At 66.1% G+C, this 17,481-nt stretch carries 10 protein-coding genes; 5 read left to right on the top strand and 5 right to left on the bottom strand.

The genetic code is table 11. The features are described 5' to 3' along the window. The first annotated feature begins 192 nt into the window (after positions 1–192). Positions 193–1,383: an acyltransferase family protein gene (locus RBA41_RS32820; RefSeq protein WP_306628541.1), complete on the top strand. Its 1,191-nt coding sequence runs from the start codon at positions 193–195 to the stop codon at positions 1,381–1,383. Between the two features lies 1 nt (position 1,384). On the opposite strand, the gene RBA41_RS32815 is transcribed toward RBA41_RS32820, so the two are convergent. From RBA41_RS32815 to RBA41_RS32795, 5 genes are all read right to left on the bottom strand, one after another. Next, on the bottom strand, positions 1,385–3,313 hold the full coding sequence (locus RBA41_RS32815; RefSeq protein WP_306628540.1) for a reverse transcriptase family protein: 1,929 nt from the start codon (positions 3,311–3,313) through the stop codon (positions 1,385–1,387). A gap of 364 nt (positions 3,314–3,677) precedes the next feature. Further along, entirely contained in the window at positions 3,678–5,333 is a 1,656-nt protein-coding gene (locus tag RBA41_RS32810) for an SWIM zinc finger family protein (RefSeq protein ID WP_306628539.1), read from the bottom strand. Then, entirely contained in the window at positions 5,330–8,437 is a 3,108-nt protein-coding gene (locus RBA41_RS32805; RefSeq protein ID WP_306628538.1) for a hypothetical protein, read from the bottom strand. Before RBA41_RS32805 ends, RBA41_RS32810 begins: the two co-directional genes overlap by 4 nt. A 74-nt stretch (positions 8,438–8,511) precedes the next feature. Then, positions 8,512–10,572 (bottom strand): sensor histidine kinase, encoded by a 2,061-nt coding sequence (locus RBA41_RS32800; RefSeq protein ID WP_306628537.1) that lies wholly within the window; start codon positions 10,570–10,572, stop codon positions 8,512–8,514. Positions 10,573–10,596: 24 nt separating this feature from the next. After that, positions 10,597–11,277 (bottom strand): response regulator transcription factor, encoded by a 681-nt coding sequence (locus tag RBA41_RS32795; protein ID WP_099874135.1) that lies wholly within the window; start codon positions 11,275–11,277, stop codon positions 10,597–10,599. Between the two features lie 216 nt (positions 11,278–11,493). Between RBA41_RS32795 and RBA41_RS32790 the strand changes: the two genes are divergently transcribed. The 4 genes from RBA41_RS32790 (at position 11,494) to RBA41_RS32775 (ending at position 17,334) form a co-directional block, all read left to right on the top strand. Then, on the top strand, positions 11,494–12,735 hold the full coding sequence (locus RBA41_RS32790) for an SPFH domain-containing protein (RefSeq protein ID WP_306628536.1): 1,242 nt from the start codon (positions 11,494–11,496) through the stop codon (positions 12,733–12,735). 5 nt (positions 12,736–12,740) lie between these two features. Next, positions 12,741–14,153 (top strand): hypothetical protein, encoded by a 1,413-nt coding sequence (locus RBA41_RS32785; RefSeq protein WP_306628535.1) that lies wholly within the window; start codon positions 12,741–12,743, stop codon positions 14,151–14,153. A gap of 92 nt (positions 14,154–14,245) precedes the next feature. Then, entirely contained in the window at positions 14,246–15,979 is a 1,734-nt protein-coding gene (locus RBA41_RS32780) for a carbamoyltransferase family protein (protein ID WP_306628534.1), read from the top strand. Then, positions 15,976–17,334: a N,N-dimethylformamidase beta subunit family domain-containing protein gene (locus tag RBA41_RS32775; protein WP_306628533.1), complete on the top strand. Its 1,359-nt coding sequence runs from the start codon at positions 15,976–15,978 to the stop codon at positions 17,332–17,334. The genes RBA41_RS32780 and RBA41_RS32775 overlap by 4 nt, the downstream gene beginning before the upstream one ends. Positions 17,335–17,481: the final 147 nt, after the last annotated feature.

Genomic DNA, 17,481 nt, shown 5'->3' with positions numbered 1-17,481 from the left:
GAACCCGTGTGAGCGAAAGCCATGCGGGTTTTTTTTCGTCCTCAAATGGCCCAATTTGGGCGATTCACGTATTTACATTTTCCGTTAACAGCTCGCATCCGCTCTCTTCTTGCAAATGAATCACTTCAACGTGTGCTATAAACGTTAAACTTCCGCCATTGTTAAAAGGACGTCAAGCTTGTAAAGTGCGCTTTGCAGACGAAACGGATAAGCATGAAACTTGTAAATCAAAAGCTCGACTGGATCCAGGCACTCAGGGGAATTGCCGTAGTGTTTGTGGTGCTCAGTCACGCGCGCTACTTCCTGCTTAACACGCCGGATTGGGGGATGGTCGATATCTGGCTCGGTCCAGGCGCCATGGGCGTGGATCTGTTCTTTATCATCAGCGGCTTCATCATGGTGTACACCACCCAGAAGTCGGATGGGAGTATCGCCTCCAGCATCGATTTTTCAATCAAGCGCTTCGCCCGTATCTGGCCGGTGTATGCCATCGCCACAATTCTGTATGTCATGCTGGTCAAGGATGGCATGGTGTATTTCGCCGAGCCTGGCCACGTGGCGGTATTCCTCAAAAGTCTGCTGCTTGTTCCGCCCATTCCTTCGGACGTACCCTTCTTCGGTTTTACCCTGCCGCTGGCCTGGACCTTGGCATTTGAAGTCTATTTCTACGCGGTTTTTTGCATCAGCATGCTGTTTGGGCGCCTGCGCTGGGTTGCCTTGTGCGTCTGGATGCTGGCCACGGTGATCGCCATTCCGATCATCGAGCAAAACACCGCCTTCCACGTGCGCACCAACTTCAACTTCCGTTTTGCCTACCTCAACCTGATCACCAATTCGATCATCATTGATTTCATGGCGGGCGTGGCAATTGCCCATATCTACCTGGCGCCGAGGATCCGACTGACTAATCGCATCCTGTGCCTGAACCTGATGTGGGTGAGTATCGGCTTTGCTTTATGGTGCAATTTCGCCACCGAGGCGAACTTTCACGGCCCGACGAAATGGGGCTGGCCGCTTGCCTTGATGGTGCTGTGCATTGCGCTGACCAGCAAAACCGTCAGCCTGACGCCGCCGCGCTTCGTTGTTTGGCTGGGCACCATTTCCTATTCGGTGTACCTGTTCCATATTCTGGTTCAGTTCGTACTCAGCCGCTGGCTGGACGTGCATGGCGTCCCCACTAATCCGTGGGCACGTGTATATATTACGACCCTGTTCTCGGTTCCGGTCGCGGCGCTCTCGCACCATTATCTGGAAGTGAAGCTCGGTGGTGCCACGCGTGATCTGCTGACCCGCATGGCCGCCCGGTTTTTGAAACCGGCCGCTGTTGCGGAGCTGGAGCCGGTAGCGCCGGCACCGCCGGTGGCGCTGCGCAAACACGGCTGACCTACCACTTCAGCGTCACCGCGCTCCAGATCAGGATAATAAAGAGGAACCAGCCCCAGCGCGGCTTGCGCAACATGGCCGATTGCAGCACGATCACGGCCATGCAGACGGACGGCAGCACGCGCTGCGAGGCCAGCGCGAAAGCGCAAATCAGCGCAACCTGCACTGCGATCGCCACCTGAAAATTGTTATCGCCATCCGGCTTGGCGACAGGAGCCGGATTGGCGGGAGCATCGCTTGCCGGCGGCGGACGAACCGCCGCGGGAGGAGCCGCAACAGGAGTTTGTGCAGCCGCCGGCTTTTTCATGTTGACGGGCGCTGGTGGCACCGCCGGCGCCTCGGCCGCCTTGCGCGCCTTTTTCTCCAGCGCCAGCTGCGCGGCGGTTTTCTCCAGCACCGGCGCCGATGCCAGCGTGGCCTGCCACCATCCATCCCAAGGCGCCTTGCCCTGGGCCGACAGCGCCCGAAACGCGCTGCTGCGTTTCGACTGCATCAGCTTCATGTCGATGCCCGCCGCCCCCCATCGTGCACGCGCGGCGCGCACGCGTACCAGCAGCGGCAAGCCCTTGACCGGATCGACCATGCGGATGAACTGCGCATAGCCTTCCAGCGCATCGATGACGTTGGTGTTGCCGTTCCACTGCTTGCCCTCCGGGCCATCCTTTTCGAGCTGGAACAGCGTGGCGCGAAAACGCCGCAGGGTCTCGCGTTCGAGCGAGGGCTTTTGATTGACCACGATCCCGGTCACCATCTGGCGCTGCGCGTCGCGCATCACATGCTGCTTGTCGGGATGCGGCGTAAAGCCCTCGTCGATGACGATCTGCTTGGCGCGCCAGAGCAGCTTGCCGGCCAGTTTGCGCGCCTCGGCATCGCCCGAAAACGTCAGGTCGTCCGCATAGCGCGTGTACTTGAAACCCAGCTTGGCCGCGCAAGCCTGCAAACGCGCATCGAGCCGCCGGCACAAAATATTGGTCAGCGCCGGGCTGCTCGGCGCGCCCTGCGGCAGTGCGCGCGATCCGTGCGCGACAAAAAACGTCTCGCCATCGATGCGCACTTCGTCGGTCGGCGCTTCAGTGCACAGCAGCGCCAGGATGGTTGCCAACTGCTCGCTGTAGCCCAGCTGCGCGAACACGCCTTTAATGCGCGGCATGCCGATCGATGGGAAAAAATCCTTGAGGTCCAGATTGATGACCACCGCCTGGCCGACGTGCGGCGCCGCGTTGCTGACGATCGAGCGGCCCGGCACGAAGCCGTGCGCCGCCGGGTGCAGCGGCGCGCGCGCCAGCACGTTGTCCAGCACCCAGTACTGGGCGCGTTTCAGGCGCGGCATTGGCGCCGAAATAATCCGTTCGCCGCCGGTTTTCTTGGGCATCGCGAAGCGCCGGTAATGACTGATGCGCGAGACGCGCCGCTCGAACGCCAGGAAGCGCAGCTCCGACAGCGTGATGCCCATCGCCTGCGCCAGTTCGTCCGCCTTGTGCAGAACCGGCATGGCCAGCCCCGCCAGTTTTCCGGCGTCGCTGTCGGCGCGACTGAGCCCCCCCGAGACGCCCGCGCCCAGGTACAGCACCTCGTGTTCGCGCCGCTGGCGCCACGCTTGCGCCTTCTCGAAGCGCACCAGTGCGCGTTTCTGGCGCGTTTCCTCGCGCCGCGCTTTGGCCTTGGCCATGCGCTCCTTGCGCAGCAAGCGCAGCGCCGCCTCGGGATTTTGCAGGTGATGCAGCTCGCTGCCCAGCTTCTGCAAGGCTTGCGTCAGCTCCGTTTCACGCCGGATCAGTGCCGCTTCGACCGACGGCTTGCCGCTGTCGGCCGGCCAGAAGCCCAGGCGCTGCATCTCGGTCAGCACGACTTCTTCTTTGGAGCTGGCGCGTATGCGCTCGTACAACTGCGCGCGCGTCAGTTCGGAGGGAGAGGGAGTAGGGGAAGTCATCGTGTCCTGGTCTCGCAAGGAGCGGCACGGAAAACACTGTCGGGAAAACGCAAACTACACAAGCACGGCAGGATAATCATCGAAGGGCCTGCAGGACTGGAGCGCTCCACTCGACGCCGTACCGCACCAGTAGCGCTGATCGGCTTCAGGGAAGCCAAACCGTGTCGCGCTACTGGTGCAGGTACGGCACAGTGAAGAGCGTGCCAGTGACGCGTGGGAAGAGCTGACAACGTGGACGGCGATCCGCCGTCCGGTTTGCAAGAGCCATCCCGCCGTGCTTGTTGATGCGAGTATAACAGGTGAATTCCGGGCTCCTCAAGCATTGGTTGGAATACGTGGTTGAGTAAAGGTGCGAGGCCGCGCATTACACGCCAGGCGCTGCGTCGCGCCTGGCCTGGTCCATGCGCAGCACGAGCATGTGCACGCACGGCCCCTTGTGCATGCGGTTCTGGGTGAAGTGATTGCACTCGCAACTGCCATCGACGATGCGCCGGTCGGCGTCGAGGCGCAGCATGACCTGGTACGGCCGGCCATTCTCCTTGCTGCGCGCGCGCAGGCGCAGGCCGCCATCGGCTTGCGCTTCGCTCGCCTGTTCGCTCAGGCTTTGCACCGCCAGCAGGGTCGCCGCCTTTTCTTCGATCTCGCTGGCAAAGCGCAGCACGTCCAGCGGCAAAGGCTCGCGCGACAGCTCGCGCAGGCGGTATACGCCCTGCGTCAGGTCGTAGATCACGCGTCCGGCCTGGGTGTACAACGTGAGCGCGCTTTCGACGATGGCGCGCGTCAGGCTGGTGTCGGCCGCCAGTTGGTCGGCGGTGGCGAACCAGCGCTGTCCCAGCGCGGCAAAAACGCGCGTCTTGCTATCGTCGTCGACGGCGCCGCGCGGCGCCAGCAGGTCGAACTGACCGGCGCGCGCCCAGTCGTTGGCGGTCCAGCCGGACAGGCCGAGCGTGAGCTGCATGTCCGGCAGGTTGGCGATCCAGAAGCTCGGCATGCCGCTGCCCATCAGGTGCACGGTAAAGCTGTGCGCCACCGGGATCAGGCGTTCGAGCAGCATCAGGCGGCGCCGCCCCCAGATGCGGATTTCTTCAGCCGCATTGCCCTGGTAGATCGAGCGGCGGCACACCAGTTCATCGTTCCACGGCTCGAACAGTGCGCGGATCGGTTCACCCGGCGTGAGCACGAAGCGGATCGAGCGCGGGCCGACGCGTTCCTTCTTGCGGCGCAGGAGGTGGCAGAAATTATGCACATCCATCGGATGCAGATCGAGCCTGCGCGCCGGCAGGTTCATTGCGCTGCTCACCTGCAGAAAGCCGCGCACCCAGGTTTCCGGCACGTCGATCTTCTCTTCCTTGAACGATGGATCGCCGGCGGTGGCGACCTGGAAGCCGCTCGGATCGATCGCCAGACGGGTCGTCTTATAGTCGCGGATCTTCTGAAATTCGCCGTACAGGCCTTCGGAGTAGTCGACGTTGGTGGTGCCGCAGGCGAAGTCGCCCACGCGGTCGAACACATTGTGACTGCAGCTGAGCGAGGCGTAGCTCGATTCGTCGCGGCTGAAGCACTCGAAGAACACGCGGTCGGGATGAACCGTGATGACCGGGTCGAGCACCACCCAGGCGTCGAAATTGGCCTTGTAAATATAGTCGAAGTATTTTGCCTGGGCCGCGGCGAAGGGCTTGAGGATGATGCTCTTTTGCGCCCGCAGTGCCTTCAGTTCCTCGCTCAGCGGCGCCATGCGCGCGCGCAGGTCCGCGTTGCGGTCGATCAGTTCGGCCAGCGCCGGGTCTTCGTTCTGCGCACGCCATGCCAGGTACGCGGTCTTGTCGGGTGGCTGGTAGCGCTGGTCGGCCACCACCACGTCGTGCAGTGCGGAGATGGCTTCGCGGAAGGGAATGTGCTTGTTCAGCTGGGCGACAAAATGGGTCGGCGCCCGCAAGGTGTCGGGCGCGAAGCGCATCTCGGTGCTTGAAGCGCTGTTGCTGACGGTGCTGGCGCCGTAGTAGCGGTATTCGAATTTCATTGTGGTCCCCGCAGGGCCGCGTGCGCGCGCGGCGGCTCGATCGTCATCACCGCCGGCAGGGCCGGGAAGCGTTCCTGGATCGCGCGCAGTCCCTCGATGTACTGCGCCTTGTCGGCGATGGCGACGGTGAGCACCTGGCGCGCGAACAGGCGCGCAACAAAAGCGGCGATCGCCTCCGATGCCTGCGCCTGCGCGCGCAGGAAGTCGAGCACGCGGTTCTTGACCACCCGGCCGCGGTTAACCTGCGACAGTACGTTCAAAAAGTACGGTTCGAGGCGTTCCAGCTTCGACAGGTCGCCGGCGCTTGCGCTGGCGAGCCAGCCGCTGACGAACAGCTGCATGTTGGCGGACGGATGCTGGCTAAGTTTGAGCATGTATTCGGTGACGTCGGCGACGTCGAAATGGGTCGTGAGCATGGTGCGCCCGAAGCGCTGCACCTCGGGATCGAGATGGTCGCACAGGCTGACCAGCAGGGAAGGATTCCAGTCTTCAGTGGTGCATTGCGTGCTGAAGAACTCGCGTGCGAACGCGCGGGTGTCGTCCCAGGTGCTGTCGAGCAGGCGCAGCGCCGCTTCCATCTGGGTGCGCACCAGGGCCGCGTGTTCGGTAAAGGCCGCACACGCCCAGCGCCGCACGCTGGCGTTTTCGTTGCGGCCGAACTGCGCCCATTCGGCCACGCCAAATTGCGTGTTGGCGAAGCGCGGCAGCATCTGCGCGCCGAGCAGTTGCGCGCCCTTGCTGCGCGCGGCCAACAGGCGCACCAGCAGCGCGCGGTCAAGGTGATCGGCGCCCGAATTGAGCGGTCCCAGGATCCATGCGATCAGGTCCGCGTGCACGCCCTCGGCCGGTTCGCTGTGGAACAGGGTATCGAGCAGCAGCGGCAGCAAGGTGGCGCGGAACGTGGCGTCGCTTGGCGCGATGCGCTGCAAGGCGCCGTCGATGGCGCGCCGCACGTCCGCATCCGGGTGTGTGCAGAACACGGCGAACAGCAAGGCTTGACTTGCCAGCATGTGCTCCGGCAGTGCGCTGAACAGTTTGATGCCGACCGCGCGCACGCCCGCATCCGCTTCCTGCAGCAGCGCCGCCAGGGTGGCCGGCGGGATCGCACCCGCCGGCTCGGCATGGCGCAGCAGCCATTCGCCCGCGGCGATGCGCACGCTGGCCAGCCGGTGCGTGAGCAGGGCAAGCAGGCGCGCGTAGGGCGCTTGCGCCGCGGCCGCGCGCAGGGGGCGGTCGAGCAGCCATATCAGGTCGGCGGCGATGGCCGGGACCACCAGTTCGGCCTGATCGAGGTCGCCGCAGTTGTCCAGCCAGTCGAGCAGCAGCAGGACGATGACGTCGGCCTGGCCGGGCAGGGCCAGCGCGCACTGGCACAGCATGCGGCCATGACGGCGCACCGCTTCATCGGGCGAACAGGCCAGGGCGGCGACCAGCAGCGCGTCGGCGCAGTAATGATCGGGCGCGCGGCTGATGCAGTCGAGCGCGAAGGTGCGCGCTTCCGGCAGGCTCGATTGCAGCAGCAACAGCAGCCAGTGCGTATCGGGCACGCCATCGGCAAAGCGCTGGCGGCACAGCTGGAAGGCGAAGCTGGCGGTCGCGCTGTAAGGGCTGCGCAAAAGCGCGCCCAGTTCGTCGAGCGCGATCCGGTCGCAAAAGGCGGTGTTGTCGCTCAGGGCGCGCGCGGCAAAGGCGTGCACGCCCTCGCAGCGGCTGCGCTGCATCAGCCAGAGCAGGGCGGCGGGACGTGCATCCCACAGCGCGGGAAACGCTTCTTCGCGTCCGTTGGCGGGCACGATCGGGCCAACCTGGAACCAGCTGCTGCCGTTGCGGTTGCCGGTCCACGCGCCATGGCTGCGCAGCAGGCGGTTGAACATGGTCCAGTGGCTGTAGGTGTCGTAGCTGCGGTTGGCGCGCATGAAATAGCGGCCCTCGCGCGTGTAGGGCCGGCCGGAGTCGGCGTCATCCATCGCCATCAACGCGCCGAGCGCCATCGTGACAAAGGCCGGGTCGTCATCCTGGCCGAGACGGCGCAGCGTGCGCCAGCCGCGCAGGCGCAGGTAGGCGCGCGTGCGCGTGCTGTACGCGACGGTGCTGTCGGGACGGGCCGCCATTTCCGCGTACGGCACCCATTTGCGGTCGATGCGCACATACGTACTGGAGGTCTGGGCCGCGGTGATGTCGAAGCGCTGCTGCAGCAGGCCAAACAGCTCGCCGTCGTCGCGCATTTCGGCAGCCTTGTACAGATGCCGCACAGCGCGGAACGTGCCCGCGCGCAGGGGCAACTGGCGCAGCTGCGCCAGCAGGATGCTGCGCGCCAGCGGATCGGCCAGCGCCACCTGGTCGAGCTGTTCCAGCCAGTCCGACAGCGACAGCGTGGTCCATTGATCGGGGCGCGCGCACAACTGCGCAATCGCTTCCTCGTCGCGCGCGGCCCAGGCTTGGCGCAGCTGCGCAGGCCAGTCGCCGGTCAGCCGCGCGGCGTTCTGGGCTAGCGCTGCCTCCCCGGCCAATTGCAGCCACGCCTGTCTGGCGATGCGGCGCACCGCATCGCTGCTGCCGCGTGCGTGCAGTTCGAGCATCGCGTGGGTGGCGCCGGTGTCGCCACAGCGGCCGATGGCCCACGCCAGGCAGTAATCGAGTGCGGAGGTGCCGCGCCCGATCAGGCTGACCATCAGCGGCACCGCGGCGGCCAGCCGGCGTTCGCCGATGCGCCATGCGGTGCGGGTGCGCTGCTGGTCTTTCAGGCGCCGCCAGACGCCGGCGTCCAGCCGTCCAAGCAGCACGGCGTCGGCGGCGCGCCGTTCGGCAGTTGCCGGCACCTTTGGTGCGGCGTCGTCCAGGCGCGCGGGCGGCAGGGCTGCCGCGTCGCTGAAGCCCTGCGCCTGGCGTTCGGCCAGCAGTTGGGCAAACAGGCGTTCCGCCACCGGCTGGCCGACCGGCTGCGGCGTGCGCGTGGTCTCGCGCCACTCGTCGCCGCGGCGGCCCTGGCGCACGTTGACGAGGTAGCGGTCAGCGCCATCGGGCAGTTCGCACAGGTCGATTTCGCACTCGACCACGCTGTGTTTTTGCCTGCGTACCAGGCGGGTTGTACGAATCAGTCTCACCGCGTCTGCCCATGATTGAATAGAGGTCAATAGTAACCCGCGGCAGAACTGCTTGTAAATCAGGCAATGAAGATCTAGGCGGCGCCGCGCTGCAGCGTGAGCACGAAGGCGACGCCGTCATCGAGGTTTTTGGCGACGATGGTGCCGCCCATTTTCGCCATGTAGGTCCTGGCCACGAACAGGCCCTGGCCGCGGTTGCCGTGCGCGCCCGCTTCCTCCTGGTCCGACACGCCGTACTCGAAAATGGTGCCGATGACATCGCCGGCGATGGTCGGGCCGCGGTTGGCGATGGTAACGCCGGCACTCGTTTCGCTGGCCTCGAGCGTGATGTCGATGCTGGTGCCGGGCAGGCGGTAGCGCTGGGCGTTGACCAGCACATGGGTGACCACGTCTTCCAGCGAATATTCGTCGGCCCGCACCAGCACCGCCTGCGGCGCGCCGTGAAAGACCACATCGGTGATGCCGGCGCAGGGGGCATTGGCCGCCACGTTGCGCAAAAAGGCCGTCAGATCGATTTCGCTTACCTGCAGCACGGTCGACTGGAACGCTTCGCTGGGCGAGGCGCGTCCGTACAGCACGCGGATCGCCTGCTGCATGCGCAACACGTAGCGCGCGCTCTGGTTGCCATCGGTGCCGTGCAGGGCGATGAGCGACTGCAGCGGCGACATGATCTCGTGGCCGACCGCATGCCACATGTCGCGTTCCTGTTCCGCGCGGATGGCTTCGCGCTCGACATCCTCGCGCACGCGGCGCAGCAGGTCGTGCAGGCAGGTGGCCAGCACGCCCAGTTCATCTTCCCCGCGCAGGTCCGACAGGTCTGGCTGGGAAGCGTCGCCGCGCTCCTTGACGGTGCGCGCCACCGAATCGGCGCGCTCGATCAGTTCCTTGATGCGGCTGATGATGCCGATCTCGATCACCAGCCACGCCAGCATCAGCGCCAGCAGCATGGCGCCGACGAACCAGGCCATGCGGCTGGCCACCGCGCCCAAGCTCTGGCTGACGCTGCGCACGTCACCGGCCAGCACCACGTCGTAGCTGCCCAGCGGCGTGGCGATGCGGTGGGTCGCGGCCAGCGGGGTGTCGTAGGTGTCGACCGGCAGGCGCCGGATCAGGGCCGTGAGGAAGTGCTGCGACGCGTCCTCGGTGCCGCTGGCGCCGGCCAGCTTGATCAGCGAGGCAGCGCCGGTGGCGGCGACTTTGTCGATGCGCAGGGTTTCGCCGGGCAGCAGCATGGGCGCCAGGTCGGCCAGCGAAAAGCCGCTCGCCGCGCTGCTCTTGTCGCTGTCGAGCACCACCGCCCCTTCGCCGGGGGCGAGCAGCACCACGCTGACGCGGATCCGGTCCAGATCGGGCGGCGGCCAGATGCGGCGTGCGCTGTCGTCTCCGAACAGGTCTTCCTGCAGCACGCTGACCGGCAGGCGCACCGAAAAGAAGGCATTGCGCAGGCAGGTGTCCGGACTGGCGCCGGCGGCGGGCTCGTTGCACTGGGCGTTCTGCCACATCCAGCCGCGGAAGTCCTTCACGGGGCGGGTGTGCTTGCGGCCTTCGTCGGCCGCGTTAAAGCCGGTCAGCCGTCCGCGCAGGGGCGCGTACGGGCCGCTCGGCTGGCGCGGGTCTGCCTCGAAGGGGGCGATCCACTGATAGGTACGTCCGCGCAGCGACACAGTGACGCGCACCCGGTGCGACTGGTTCAGCACTTCGTCGCCGCTGCGGTGCGAGACCAGGCGGGCCAGGTCGACGCTGCCGGCCACGTAGATGAAGCCACCGGCCCAGGGGTTGTTGCCGATGGCGGCGCACAGGTTGGCGCTGGGGCCGAACTGGCGCATGCAGCCCGACATGGCCACCGCCTGCTGCACCTTCTGCTGGTCGTCGAAGTCGAGCGCCGGAAACGGCAGCAGCAGCGGGCGCAGGCCAGGTGCGGCCGCGCCAAGCGACGGTGGATTGAGCAGCGCAAGCTGGCCGGCCGGATGGCGCAGGGTGGCGCTGATCTGCTCCCCGGTCTTGCGGAAACTGGCCTGGTAATTGGTGTAACTGAGCTGCTTTTCCTGTTGCAGCACCGATAGCGCCAGGCCAAGCGTGGCCAGCGCCAGCAGCAGGAAGGCCGCGCGCAGCAGGATGCGCAGGCGGTAGGGCACGAACCAGAGCCGGCGCGGCGCCACTTAGTCGGCCCAGCGAAAGCCGCGCATCGGCACGTTTTCGATGCACTCGAAGGCCGGATCGATCTCGCGGAAGGCGTCGCGGATGGTGCTCACGTGCTTGCGGATATTGTCGCGGTTGCGGCCACTCTTGACCACCTCGTACAGCTCCTCGTACGAGACCACCTGGCCGCGCCGCGCGAACAGGGCCGCCAGGATGCGCTGCGCGGTCAGCGGCAGGTTGATGCGCTGGCCGCGCCAGGTGGGCGAGCGCTGGCGCAGCGGGTCCATGGCCAGTTCGTCGGCGCCCTGGGCCGGTTTGTCGCGCTCTTTCACCGCGCGCAGGATCTCCAGGAAGGTATCGGTGAAGTCGGCTTCCTCGAAGGTGGCCTTTTGCAGATAGTCCCAGGCGTCGAGCGCCTTCATGATGCTGCGGTAAATGGTGGCCGGCATGGCCGACACCACCAGCACCGGCGTCGCGTGCTTCTTGTTGATGGCGTTGATGATGGCCACGCCGGCATGGCGCTCGCGTCCCAGCTCGATGTCGAGCACCACCAGGTCGTAGCGCTCGCGCGCGATCGCCGCCTCGGCCTCGTCGCGGCTGAACCACTGGTCGACGACGATGCCCGGCTTGGCCGCCTCGATCCAGCTGCGCAGCTGGTTACTGGTCGGGAGGTCGTCCTCGATGACGGCCACTCTGGGCATGTGCTGCTCCTGCTGATTGGTGAGGGTGCCAGTATCCACGCTTTTGGCCGAAAAGTCATACGGGGCCTGTGAGCTTTTCTTCACAGGGCGCCGCGAATGCTCCGCGCGGTGAGGGTTCTGGCCAGCTGTGCGCATTGATACTTCCACCCCATGGCGGGCACGATACGTTTCAGGGTCATGCGGGTGCAGGACCGGCAAACTGAAAAGGTGAGGCAAATGTCCGATCGGATCAAGAAGGTGGTGTTGGCGGTGCGCGCGGTGCTGGCAAAGGGCGCAGCGGGCGCGGGTGCGGTGGCGCGTTCCGGCGCGCGCCCGGGCCTGCGCGGCGTGCTGGCGCTGTGCGCCATCGGCGGCGCCGGCTATCTGCTGGTGAAGCATCCTCCGGTGGCCAAGATTGAGCGCGGCAATGTCGGCATCCGCCTCAACCAGTTGAACGGCGCGGCCAGCGTGGTACGCGACGGTACCGTGGTGCTGATACCCGGCGTGCATGAACTGCGCCAGTTGCCGGTGCTGGACCAGATCTACAAGGCGGCCGGCAGCGGCGAACAGCCCTACCAGTCGGTCGAAGGGCTGGCGCTGGGAGTGGACCTGAGCGTGCGCTATGCGATCGATCCGGCCAAACTGGTCAAGGTGGCGCAAACGCTGCCGGACGATATCCGCGCCGCCGTGATCGACCCGGCGGTGCAGGGCGTGATCTACAAGGTGGTCACGCGCTACACCGTGCGCGAGATCTTTTCCAGCAAGCGCGCCGAAATCCAGCAGGTGATCGAAGCGGAACTGAAACCCAAGCTGGCGGCCGACGGCATCTTGCTGCGCCATGTCACGATCGGCAAAATCACGCTGCCGCGCGAGTACATGGCGGGGATGGAAACGCTGCTGGCCGAAGAACTGCAGACCGAGAAGATGCGCTACACGCTCGAACTGAAGGAAAAACAGGTCAAGCAGACCGCGCTCGAAGCCGACGCCGACAAGATCAAGCGCGAAAAAGCGGCCGAAGCGGCCGGTAACGAGCAGATTATCGCCGCCAGGGCGCAGGAGCAGGCCATGGCGCACGTGCTGCCGTTCAAGCAGAAGCAGATCGAGCAGCGCAGGCTGGAAGCGGAAGCCGAAAAGACCTCGCGCATCAAGACGTCCGAAGGCGCGGCCCAGGCGCGCGTGATCGAAGCGACCGGCGAAGCCGATTCGCGCCGCAAGCTGGCCGACGCCGAAGCGTACCGCCAGGAGGTGGTCGGCAAGGTGAGCACCGCGCAGATGGAACGCGACGGCGCCGTGATCACCCGCCATCCGCTGCTGATCCAGAAAACCATGGCCGACAAGCTGTCCGACAAGGTCTCGGTGATCATCGCCGCACCACCGACCGATGGCGGCTTTATCGGGGCCGCGCTGCTGGGCCAGGGCCAGGGCAAGGGCACGCCGGCCGCAGGCGCCATGGCCGCCGACACCGCAGCCGAGGAATAATAACCATGTTCGCTACCCTGACCGCCGCCGCGGCGATTGCCATCGTCACGCGCGATGAGATGCAACTGCGCGCCGCGCCGCGCGATTCGGCACCCTCCCAGGCCGTGCTGTGGCAGGGCGACAGCCTGGAAATCCGCGGCGCCAGGATGGATTACCTGCAGGTCTACGACCACCGGCGCGAGCGGGCCGGCTACGTGCGCATGGCGCATGTGCGCCAGATCGACCTGGCGCCGGCGGCGGCGCCAGAGTTGAAGTCCGTGGTGCGCTTCGTGCGCGACACGCCGGGCGCGGAGGCGCTCGGCATCGGTTATGCGGCGGCCTTTCTCAAGGCCGCGCCGGCCACCGCCATCGATGCCGAGGTGTTCGATGCCCTGGGCAGCATGGCCGAACGGCTGGCGCGGCGCGGTTCCTCGCGGCTGGACAAGCGCAGCGAGGCGGTCGTGGCGGCGCACCTGGAAGTGGTGGCCAACTACGGCGTGGTGATTCGCAGTTACGAGCGCGAAGGCGCGATCCAGCTGTGCTACGACGGCGAAGCGTTCCGCCGCGTGCTGGCGATGGCGTCCAGCCCGACCCAGCGCGCCACCGCGGCGCTGGGGTTGACGCGCGACGAGTGCATCGACCCGGCGCTGCGGGTGGCGCAGCGCAACGCGCTTGACCAGTGGCGCGCCGAGGTGCTCGACAAGGTGGATGTGAAGGACCTGCCCGAGCATGTGCGCAACCGCGTGTACACGCGGCGCGCGGCCGTGTGGTCCTCGATCGCCTTCGAGCTGGCGCGCAAGAGTGCCTCGCCGACGGATGCGGCCAAGCGCGCCATCCTGGAACTGGCCAGCGTGAACAAGGCCGAACTGGCGGAGGAAGACCGCGGCGCTTATGCCGAAGCGGCGGTGCGCGCGGGCAGCGTGCGCTGGGCGGCGGAGGCGCCGGTCGCCGCGCCGGCGGGCCTGAGCGTGGTGACGCGGCCCGGCCAGCCGGGCGAAACCTGCGTGCTGCTGGTCGACGCCCAGCACGGCCAGCGCGCGCCGCTGGCCTCGCGCTGCACGTATGGCATTGTGTGGAATGCGTCGGCGCGCGCCAATGCGCAGGCCAGCGCGCTGGCGCTGGCGGTGCAGCCGCTCGATGGCTGGCGCGAACTGTGGCTGTTTCATCGGGGTGCGGCCGGCTGGCGCATCGATGTGCTGCCGCCGGCGCCGATCGAACCGACCCTGGGTTACGCCGAATTTGCCGGCTGGGTGCCGGGCGCGTCCAAGGTGCTGGTCGCGCGCGAGGCCCGGATCGAGGGACGCATCAAGCGCACGTTCGAGATCGTCGACATCGACACCCTGGCGGTGGAGAAAAGCGCGGACCGGCCCGATGCGCTCAGCGGCTTCTACCGCTGGCAAGATCCCGCGTGGAAACGCCAGACGCTCAGCTTGCGTTAGAGCGATCTTCAACTTCCATGATCGATCTTGAACTTATCTGCCGCCGGCCGCTCCAATGAAGTGTACTCACTTCCTGGAGCGGAGGCGGCATCATGTGGAAGCAGTCTGTTACGCAAAGCGGGGGCGGCGGCGCGCCTGTCGTCCTCGGCATTAACCGGACGCAGGATGCAAGTATTTGCCTGATGCACGGGTCCGAGCTGGCCTGGGCGATCCAGAAAGAGCGTCTGACGCGGCACAAGCACCACTGGGGCCGGCTGGACGACCTGCGCAACATTTACCGGCCGCGCCTGCCGGGGCTGGAGGTGCCCATCGATATCCTGGTCGAGTGCTACTCCTGCGACGCCGAGTTCGCCCGGGTGGCCGAGTACGAGCGCGAGCTGGCCGCCACGCTGGCGCTGGCGCCCGGCTGCCGGCGCGCGCGCATCTCGCACCACCTCTCGCATGTATACAGTGCGTTCCATCCTTCCCCTTTCGAGGATGCCGCCGTCATGATCATCGATGGCCAGGGCAGCCGCGTGGCCGACCTGACCGACACCTGGGCGGGCGCGGCCGGCGTGCCGGGCGACTGGTGCGAGGTGGCCTCGTTCTACCGCGCCGACCGGCAGCGGGTGGCATGTATCGGCAAGCAGCTGTGGAACCGCGACGAGCGCCAGCCCGTGGGACTGGGCATGTTCTATTTTCTGTTGACGCAGGCGATGTTTCCGGGGGAGGGGAACGAAGGCAAGGTCATGGGCCTGGCGCCGCATGGCAAGGCGGCGGCGCTGCGCTTGCCGCCGCTCGATGTGCGCGACGGTCAGGTGACGATTCCGGCGCGCTGGCGCGAGCTGTTTGCCGAACGCGGCCGCTTTCGCCATGGCGGGGCGGACGATGCGCGCTTTGCCGATATCGCCAATCTGGCCGCGGCCGGGCAACGGGCGTTTGAAGAAGCGCTGCTGGAGGTGGCGCGCTGGCTGCAATCGCGGACCGGCGCGCGCAACCTGTGTTTCGCCGGTGGCACCGGGCTCAATTGCTCGGCCAACGAGCGCCTGCTGCACGAGACGCCGTTTCGCCGCGTGTTCATTCCACCTGCACCTAGCGACGCGGGCACGGCCATCGGGTGCGCCTTGTACGGGTTGGCCGAGCTGGGCGGTGCGTCCTGCGATTTTCGCTGGACGAGCGATTATCTGGGGCCGGAACCGGTGCCGGACCAGATCGACGCGGCGGCGCAGAGTTGCGCGGACTTGCTGGTCGAGCGCATCGACGATCCGCCTGCCATGTGCGCGCGCATGGTCGACCTGCTGTGCGAGGCGCGCGTGGTGGCGCTGTACCAGGGCCGCAGCGAATTCGGCCCGCGTGCGCTCGGGCACCGCAGCATCCTGGGCGACCCGCGTATTGGCGCCATGCGCGACGATATCAATGCGCAGATCAAGCAGCGCGAATGGTTTCGTCCGCTCGCGCCCGTGGTGCTGCTTGAACGAGCCGAGGAATTCTTCGACGTGTGCCGGCCGGTACCGTTCATGCAGTACGCCGCTCCTGTGCGCGAGCGGGCGGCGCAGCGTATCCCGGCGGTGACGCACGTCGACTGCACGGCCCGTCTGCAAACGGTGGGACCGGATGACGATCCTTTCCTGCGCAGCTTGCTGCGCGAGTTCGAGGCGCGTACCGGCGTGCCGGTGCTGCTCAATACCTCGTTTAACCGCAGGGAGGAACCGATCGTCGAAACGCCTGCGGAGGCGGTGGCGACTTTCCGCGGCACGCCAATCCACGCGCTGGCCATGCCGCCGTATCTGGTGCGAAAACGGGATGGGGATGGGCTGTTGCGCGGCAATGTGCTGGAGCGGCCGTGATACGTGGCTATCCTGCGCGCGCCAGCGTGACGCCGGGGGAGCTGCTGGCGCTGCATGTGTCGACCGACGCCGCGCGCTTCAGGGTGTGGTTTTACCGCTGGTGGGACGGGGCGGAACTGATGTCGCGTTCGGAGTGGCAAGCTGGCTGCTTCGCTCCGGCCAGGGGCGCTGATGAAGACTGGCACTGGCCCCGATACGAGTTTACGATTCCTCTCGGATGGCCTTCCTCGGTGTATTTCGCCTATCTGGAAGAAGAGGGCGGCGCGTCGTTCGATATCGCATTGACCAGTGCGGCCGCGCTGTTCGTTGTAAGGGGGCGTGGCGGCGCGGACGTGCTCTACAAGATTCCGCTGGCGACCTTTCACGCCTATAACTATAGTGGTGGAGGATGTTTTTATATGAATCCGCCGCGTTCGAGGTCCCCGCCTGGGGCCCGCGTGTCGCTGTTACGCCCTGGTGGCGGTATAGGCGGCGAGACCTGGGGTGCGGCCGACTATTACGATGAGCGCTCTGCCCGGCAGACATTCGCTCATTGGGATGCGCCGTTCATCCGCTGGCTCGCAGGAGAGGGGTACAGGGTGGATTTCTGTCTGGATTCGGATATCCACCACGATGCGGCCCAACTGGCGCGCGGATATCGCCTGCTGCTCAGCGTAGGGCATGACGAATACTGGAGCGAGGATGCGCGCGACCACGTCGAGAACTTTATCGGCAGCGGCGGGAACGTCGCTTTCTTCGCAGCGAACGTGTGCTGGTGGCGCATCCATTACGTGGACGAGGGGAGCGCGATCGTTTGCCACCAGGGCGGGCCGTACGGCGCGCTCGACCATTGGTGGCCGGTCACGGGAGTCAGCCGCCCGGAGGATGCGCTCGCCGGCGTGAGTTACCGGCATGGAGGAGGCTGGTGGGATGGCCCACGGTCGACCCAGGGCTACGTGGTTCAGCAAGCGGATCATTGGGTGTTCGCGGGGACGGGACTGGAGAACGGCGATGTGTTCGGCGCGGAGTCATCGCCGCCACTGGTCGGGTACGAGTGCGATGGCGCCCAGCTTGCGTGCATGGATGGCTCCGATGGAGGCGCCAGGCTCGCTGCGCAGGCCAGCAGGAATGGTACCCCGGCCAGTTTTGTCCTTCTGGCGGCGAGCATCCTTGGTGAGGGTTGGCAGGAGCTTCCGGTGCGTTCCGGACTTGCGGCAAGGGAGGGAATGCATGCCGCCACAATGGGTATCTATGCACGCACGGGGACGGTTTTCACCGCAGGCACGACAGATTGGGCGCAGGTCCTTGCTACCGGGCACGATACGGTTGTGGAGCGCATCACGCGTAACGTCTTGGGGCGCCTGAGGATGCTGTAAGCGTTGCGAAAATGTGCGCCTCGCCGCGGGCTTCATAAAACGCCTTGCCAAGCTGGCAGAGGGTTTGCTATAGTTCGCCTCCCCGAAGAAAACGTTAACGAAATCAAGTAGTTGGCGGGCTGTGAAGGGCGTCTCGAACGAGACGGT

The sequence above is a fragment of the Massilia scottii genome, from assembly GCF_030846495.1.
Taxonomy (GTDB): Bacteria; Pseudomonadota; Gammaproteobacteria; order Burkholderiales; family Burkholderiaceae_D; genus Telluria_A; species Telluria_A violaceinigra.
Note: the sequence above shows the minus strand (reverse complement) of the source record. Positions and strands in the feature narration are given on the sequence as shown.

What these genes read in the sequence shown, in the direction of transcription:
- RBA41_RS32815 (WP_306628540.1), bottom strand. Translation starts at nt 3,313, where the DNA reads ATGACTTCCCCTACTCCCTCTCCCTCCGAACTGACGCGCGCGCAGTTG.
- RBA41_RS32810 (WP_306628539.1), bottom strand. Translation starts at nt 5,333, where the DNA reads ATGAAATTCGAATACCGCTACTACGGCGCCAGCACCGTCAGCAACAGC.
- RBA41_RS32795 (WP_099874135.1), bottom strand. Translation starts at nt 11,277, where the DNA reads ATGCCCAGAGTGGCCGTCATCGAGGACGACCTCCCGACCAGTAACCAG.
- RBA41_RS32790 (WP_306628536.1), top strand. Translation starts at nt 11,494, where the DNA reads ATGTCCGATCGGATCAAGAAGGTGGTGTTGGCGGTGCGCGCGGTGCTG.
- RBA41_RS32785 (WP_306628535.1), top strand. Translation starts at nt 12,741, where the DNA reads ATGTTCGCTACCCTGACCGCCGCCGCGGCGATTGCCATCGTCACGCGC.
- RBA41_RS32780 (WP_306628534.1), top strand. Translation starts at nt 14,246, where the DNA reads ATGTGGAAGCAGTCTGTTACGCAAAGCGGGGGCGGCGGCGCGCCTGTC.